Annotated in this window: 1 protein-coding gene; it reads right to left on the reverse strand. The window is 62.7% G+C overall.

Going from position 1 to position 252, the window contains the following annotated elements:
* Positions 1-252, reverse strand: a 252-nt coding sequence (locus AC0IYU_RS34880; protein WP_472126983.1) for a hypothetical protein, incomplete at both ends; no start/stop codon positions are given.

The raw sequence follows: 252 nt of genomic DNA on the forward strand, positions 1-252 counted from the left end.
CAGTTCCGACGCTTGCCCATGTCATGGGTGATCAAACCCGTGAGCACGTCGTAGGTCTTGTCCCGGATATCGCCGATCTCGCCCTGCCCATCCTTGGCCGGCGGTGCACTGCGATCCGCGTTGCCGATCAGGATGGCTCGCACTTTCTGGATGACGCTGCGCTGGTTGCCGAAGACCCCGCGCAATGCGATTGCGCGCGGTTCTGCGATGTCCGGGTCGAGAATCAACCCTGTCCAGCGTTCGGTGTGCTGG

It is taken from the genome of Variovorax sp. AC103, from assembly GCF_979254005.1.